Origin of the sequence: Pseudomonas sp. R62 (assembly GCF_000257605.1) — a bacterium.
Lineage (GTDB): Bacteria > Pseudomonadota > Gammaproteobacteria > Pseudomonadales > Pseudomonadaceae > Aquipseudomonas > Aquipseudomonas atacamensis.
In genome coordinates this window covers 2,795,185-2,800,682 of the sequence record NZ_JH635998.1, presented here as the reverse complement: position 1 = coordinate 2,800,682, position 5,498 = coordinate 2,795,185, and the positions used below count along the sequence as shown (strand labels likewise).

At 60.1% G+C, this 5,498-nt stretch carries 7 protein-coding genes; 4 read left to right on the top strand and 3 right to left on the bottom strand.

What is annotated here, in order from left to right; all coding sequences use genetic code 11:
* Together OQK_RS13580 and folB are read right to left on the bottom strand one after the other, a co-directional pair.
* Positions 1-186: 2-amino-4-hydroxy-6-hydroxymethyldihydropteridine diphosphokinase (locus OQK_RS13580; RefSeq protein ID WP_016772886.1), on the bottom strand; the 186-nt coding region annotated here is incomplete at its 3' end.
* Positions 177-533 carry a dihydroneopterin aldolase gene (gene folB / locus OQK_RS13575; RefSeq protein WP_016772885.1) on the bottom strand — a complete coding sequence of 119 codons (357 nt, stop codon included), beginning with the start codon at positions 531-533 and terminating at the stop codon, positions 177-179. The genes folB and OQK_RS13580, both read right to left, overlap by 10 nt.
* Positions 534-607: 74 nt before the next feature.
* Here folB and plsY point away from each other — a divergent pair, with 74 nt between their 5' ends.
* Positions 608-1,177 carry a glycerol-3-phosphate 1-O-acyltransferase PlsY gene (plsY, locus tag OQK_RS13570; protein ID WP_016772884.1) on the top strand — a complete coding sequence of 190 codons (570 nt, stop codon included), beginning with the start codon at positions 608-610 and terminating at the stop codon, positions 1,175-1,177.
* A gap of 23 nt (positions 1,178-1,200) precedes the next feature.
* On the opposite strand, the gene tsaD is transcribed toward plsY, so the two are convergent.
* Positions 1,201-2,226: a tRNA (adenosine(37)-N6)-threonylcarbamoyltransferase complex transferase subunit TsaD gene (gene tsaD / locus OQK_RS13565; RefSeq protein ID WP_016772883.1), complete on the bottom strand. Its 1,026-nt coding sequence runs from the start codon at positions 2,224-2,226 to the stop codon at positions 1,201-1,203.
* 199 nt (positions 2,227-2,425) lie between these two features.
* Here tsaD and rpsU point away from each other — a divergent pair, with 199 nt between their 5' ends.
* The 3 genes from rpsU to OQK_RS13550 all read left to right on the top strand — a co-directional run.
* The gene (gene rpsU, locus OQK_RS13560) at positions 2,426-2,641 is read left to right on the top strand and encodes a 30S ribosomal protein S21 (RefSeq protein ID WP_002551877.1); all 216 of its coding nucleotides are present in this window, start codon (positions 2,426-2,428) and stop codon (positions 2,639-2,641) included.
* Between the two features lie 486 nt (positions 2,642-3,127).
* Entirely contained in the window at positions 3,128-5,092 is a 1,965-nt protein-coding gene (gene dnaG, locus OQK_RS13555; RefSeq protein ID WP_016772882.1) for a DNA primase, read from the top strand.
* A gap of 67 nt (positions 5,093-5,159) precedes the next feature.
* A partial coding sequence (locus OQK_RS13550) for an RNA polymerase sigma factor region1.1 domain-containing protein (RefSeq protein ID WP_038860937.1) occupies positions 5,160-5,498 on the top strand: 339 nt, incomplete at its 3' end.

Genomic DNA, 5,498 nt, shown 5'->3' with positions numbered 1-5,498 from the left:
GTCCGTGTAGGCCGAGACCACGAAATTGAAGAATGGCCCGCTCTTGATGCCCACCGGCTGGCTCTCGAACACCGCCGAACATCGGATATCCACCAGGAACGTGGCCAGCGCATCGAGACCGGCGCGCAAATGGGTTTCGCGCTCGATATTGCTACCGAGCCCGAGGTAGACCTGAGTCAGCGACATCCGCGCTCGATCTCCACACCCACACCACCCTTGGCGGCCGGAACGGCGCCCGGCTTGGTCAGTTTCAGTCGCACCCAAGTGATCTTGAATTCGGCCATCAGCACTTCAACCAGACGCTCGGCAAAGGTTTCGACCAACTGGAACTGCGCCTGCTCGGCGAAGGCCTGAATGCGCGTGGAAACACTGGCGTAATCGAGCGCCAGGGTCAGGTCGTCACCGGCGGCAGCCGGGCGATTGTCCCAGGCGAAGCTCAGATCAAGACGCAGGCACTGACGGATGCCGCGCTCCCAGTCGTAGGCACCGATCACGGTGTCGACTTCCAGGCCCTCGATAAACACTCTGTCCAAGCACTTCTCTCCGCTGCACGACAAGGGCGCAATGCGCCGTTAGAATCAGGGCGTCCTCGCCCGGAATAGTTAGCATGTTTTGGTTACTGGCGATTCTCGCCTACCTGCTCGGCTCGCTGTCCTTCGCCATTTTGCTCAGCCGCCTGACCGGAAATCCGGATCCGCGAATGAGTGGCTCGGGTAATGCCGGCGCCACCAACATGCTGCGCCTGGCCGGTCGCAAACTGGCGATCCTGACCCTGCTCGGTGATCTGTGCAAAGGCCTGCTGCCGGTGCTGATCGCCTCGAGCGTGGGCCTCTCACTGCAGGATCAGGCCTGGATTGGCGTGTGCGCCGTGATCGGTCACCTGTTCCCTTTGTACTTTCGCTTTCGCGGCGGCAAAGGCGTTGCCACTGCCGCCGGCATGCTGCTCGGCCTGTATCCACCCGCCGCGCTGCTGGCGGTGTGCGCCTGGCTGCTGACGTTCTACCTGACCCGCACCAGCTCGCTGGCGGCGCTGATTGCCACGCCACTGACCCTGCCATTGCTGGCCTGGCAGGAGCCGGAAGCCTTGCTGCCAATGAGCGCGCTGACCTTGCTGATTGTCTGGCGCCATCGCGGCAATCTACGCGACCTGTTTGCCGGGCGCGAACGGCATTTCTGACTGCCGTTCATGAGCGTCGCTCATTACAGCGCCGACAACTGCTCCATTGGCCAGCGTGCCTGCACGGTGATTGCCAGACTTTCCTGCTGACCGGCCTTCAGGCGCTGGCAACCGGCAAACGCGATCATCGCGCCATTGTCGGTGCAGAACTCCGGGCGCGCATAGAACACATCGCCCTTCATATCGCCGAGCATCTTTTCCAGCGAAACCCGCAACGCCTTGTTGGCGCTGACGCCGCCGGCAATCACCAGCCGCTTCATGCCTGCCTGTTTCAGGGCGCGCTTGCACTTGATGGTCAAAGTCTCCACCACGGCCTGCTGGAATGCCAGCGCGATGTCGCAACGGGCTTGCTCGCCGTCGTCCCCGGCGCTGACGCATTGCTGCCACGTGTTGAGGGCGAAGGTTTTCAAGCCGCTGAAGCTGAAGTCCAGACCTGGGCGATCACACATCGGACGCGGAAAAGTGAAACGTCCTGCGACGCCCTTCTCGGCCAGCTTGGCGATTTCCGGCCCGCCGGGGTAATTGAGGCCCATCATCTTTGCGGTTTTGTCGAAGGCTTCACCGGCCGCATCGTCGAGCGTCTCGCCGAGCAGGCTGTATTGGCCAATGCCGTCGACCTGAACCAGCTGCGTATGGCCACCGGAAACCAACAAAGCGACGAACGGGAATTGCGGCGGTTTCGGCTCCAGCATCGGTGCCAGCAAGTGGCCTTCCATGTGGTGCACGCCAAGCGCCGGAATACCCCAGGCAAACGCCAGCGCCTGCGCGCAGGATGCACCCACCAGCAGCGCGCCGACCAGGCCAGGACCTGCGGTATAGGCGATTGCGTCGATCTCGGTCGGCACGCAGTCGGCCTCGGCCAACACCTGACGGATCAAGGGCAGCATGCGTTTGACGTGGTCACGCGAGGCCAGCTCCGGCACCACACCGCCATAGACGCGGTGCAGGTCGATCTGACTGAACAGCGCATCGGCCAGCAGACCGCGTTCACTGTCATACAATGCGACGCCGGTTTCGTCGCAGGAGGTTTCTAATCCCAGTACTAGCATGGGTTTGCGCCTTGTTTAGGCTGAATTCGAAGGCGCGCATAATAGTCGCCACGTGATGCCCCGACCAGCGGTTTTCGATCAGAGGCTTTGCATTCCGAGCGATGAGGGGTTAACATCCGCAACCCTTAAAAACCGACGTCTTCAAGTGCTCTTTTGCCGCGAGGATGTTGACCCCGGTAATGAATGAAGGTAGCTCTGGATGCCAGCCGTCAAAGTAAAAGAGAACGAACCCTTCGACGTAGCTCTGCGTCGTTTCAAGCGCTCCTGCGAAAAAGCCGGTGTACTGGCTGAAGTTCGTAGCCGCGAATTTTACGAGAAGCCAACTTCTGAGCGTAAGCGCAAAGCAGCAGCCGCTGTTAAGCGTCACGCCAAGAAAGTTCAGCGCGAACAGCGCCGCGCCGTTCGTCTGTACTAATCCACAGACGTTCGTAGCAAGCTTCTTGCCTAAGCCCGGCCCTCAGCCGGGCTAATGGCATTTGCGTAAAACGCTTGATGCTTCACCGTCGACGCCGCCGATGCGACCGAGACAAATCTGCTTCACCGCGTCAGGCCTGGCTCTTTTGCCAGCGGTGCACGTCTTTTCTGACGAGCCTTTCAAGGCTACTGACGAGCACACCCACTGATTCCTCTTACGACGATCAGCCCAAGGCACCTGCATGCGTGCCCGCTTTATTGAGCTATCCGAGGCCGACAACCGGCCGTCAGCGGATTCAGCGCAACACTTTCAAATAGTCGAAGACTGATAGGTACTAACGTCAGTGGATTTTCGGCAGATACACTTCCCGACAGCGATCACGCAGACGACACCGGTCGAGCCGCACTTTTTGTGCGTTTTCAGCAATGGCCCGCGTCCGACGGCCTGTCGCAACGGATTTATTGCAGCGCAGACGACGAGAACGCCATGGCCGGGCTGATTCCCCAGAGCTTCATTGACGACCTGCTGAACCGCACCGACATCGTCGACGTGGTCAGCTCGCGCGTGCAATTGAAGAAGGCCGGCAAGAACTACACCGCCTGCTGCCCGTTCCATAAAGAGAAAACCCCGTCATTCAGCGTCAGCCCCGACAAACAGTTCTATTACTGCTTCGGTTGCGGCGCCGGGGGCAACGCCCTCGGCTTTCTCATGGATCACGACAATCTGGATTTCCCCCAGGCTGTCGAAGATCTGGCCAAAGCCGCCGGCATGGAAATCCCCCGCGAAGAAAGCGGCCGCGAGCGTAAGCCGCGTCAGCCGACCGATTCGCCGCTGTATCCACTGCTCACCGCCGCCGCTGATTTTTACCGGCAGGCACTCAAGAGCCATCCGTCGCGCAAGGCTGCGGTGGATTACCTCAAGGGCCGCGGCCTGACCGGCGAGATCGCTCGGGATTTCGGCCTCGGCTTTGCGCCGCCAGGCTGGGACAACCTGCTCAAGCATCTCAGCAGCGACACCCTGCAACAGAAGGCCATGATCGAAGCCGGCCTGCTGATCGAGAACGCCGAAACCGGTAAGCGCTACGATCGCTTCCGCGATCGCGTGATGTTCCCGATCCGCGACACCCGTGGACGGATCATCGCCTTCGGCGGCCGCGTACTGGGCGACGACAAGCCCAAGTACCTGAACTCACCGGAAACCCCGGTATTCCATAAAGGCCAGGAACTCTACGGCCTTTATGAAGCACGCAAGAACAATCGCAACCTCGATGAAATCATCGTTGTCGAGGGTTACATGGACGTCATCGCCTTAGCTCAGCAAGGCTTGCGCAATGCCGTCGCCACGCTGGGTACCGCGACCAGCGAAGAACACCTCAAGCGCCTGTTCCGCGTCGTGCCGAACGTATTGTTCTGCTTCGACGGCGACCAGGCCGGCCGCAACGCCGCGTGGCGCGCACTGGAAGCGACCCTGCCGTGCCTGCAGGACGGTCGTCGCGCGCGGTTCCTGTTTTTGCCCGAAGGCGAAGACCCGGACACCCTGGTTCGCGCCGAAGGCACCGACGCATTCAAGGCGCGCATCAATCAGCACGCGCAGCCGCTGGCCGATTATTTTTTCCAGCAACTGACCGAAGAATCCGACCCGCGCTCGCTTGAGGGCAAGGCGCACATGGCCACCCTCGCTGCACCATTGATCGACAGGGTGCCGGGAGCGAACCTGCGCATCCTCATGCGTCAGCGCCTGACCGAGATTACCGGCCTGAGCAGCGAGACCGTCAGCCAGTTGGTTCAGAGTGCGCCGCAGGAAGCACCGCCCGCCTACGATCCGGGCTTCGATTACGACGCCATGCCGGACTACAGCGACTACCATCAGCCGCAGGCACAGGACATGTACGCGCCGCAGCAGGAATGGACGCCGAAGAAACCCGGCGCCGGCGGCAAGAAGTGGGACAAGAAACCGTGGGACAAGAACGGCAAGCGTGGTGGCGATCGCGAACAGCAGCGCCCGCGTACGCCGATTGGCGTTGAATCGCCGACCCTGACGGCATTGAGAACATTGCTCCATCATCCGCAACTGGCCAAGCGCGTCGAAGACGCCGGGCACATTGCCGATGAAAATCAGACCAACGCCCAGTTGCTTGTGGCGCTGCTCGAAGCCGTACAGAAGAATCCCAAGCTAAACTCATTTCAGTTGATCGCGCGATGGCACGGCACTGAACAGGGTCGCTTGCTCAAGGCACTGGCAGAAAAGGAATGGCTGATTGACGGAGATAACCTTGAACAACAGTTTTTCGACACCATTACTAGCTTGTCCGCCCGCCAACGCGAGCGAAATCTCGAACAGTTACTCAGGAAAGCGCGGCAAAGCGAACTGAGCGTCGAAGAGAAAAATCAACTGCGCGACCTTTTAAGTCGCAATGTTTCCGCATCAAACCCGACCTCAACTGGCGCGTGAGGTCATAGCTCAGGTATAATCCTCGGCTTGTTTTTTGCCCGCCAAGACCTTCAGTGGATAGGGTGTTATGTCCGGAAAAGCGCAACAGCAGTCTCGTATTATTGAGTTGATCAAACTGGGTCGTGAGCAGAAGTATCTGACTTACGCCGAGGTCAACGACCACCTGCCCGAGGATATTTCAGATCCGGAGCAGGTGGAAGACATCATCCGCATGATTAACGACATGGGGATCCCCGTACACGAGAGTGCTCCGGATGCGGACGCCCTTATGTTGGCCGACGCCGATACCGACGAGGCCGCTGCGGAAGAAGCAGCCGCTGCGTTGGCGGCGGTGGAGACCGATATCGGTCGCACCACTGACCCGGTGCGCATGTACATGCGTGAAATGGGTACGGTCGAACTTCTG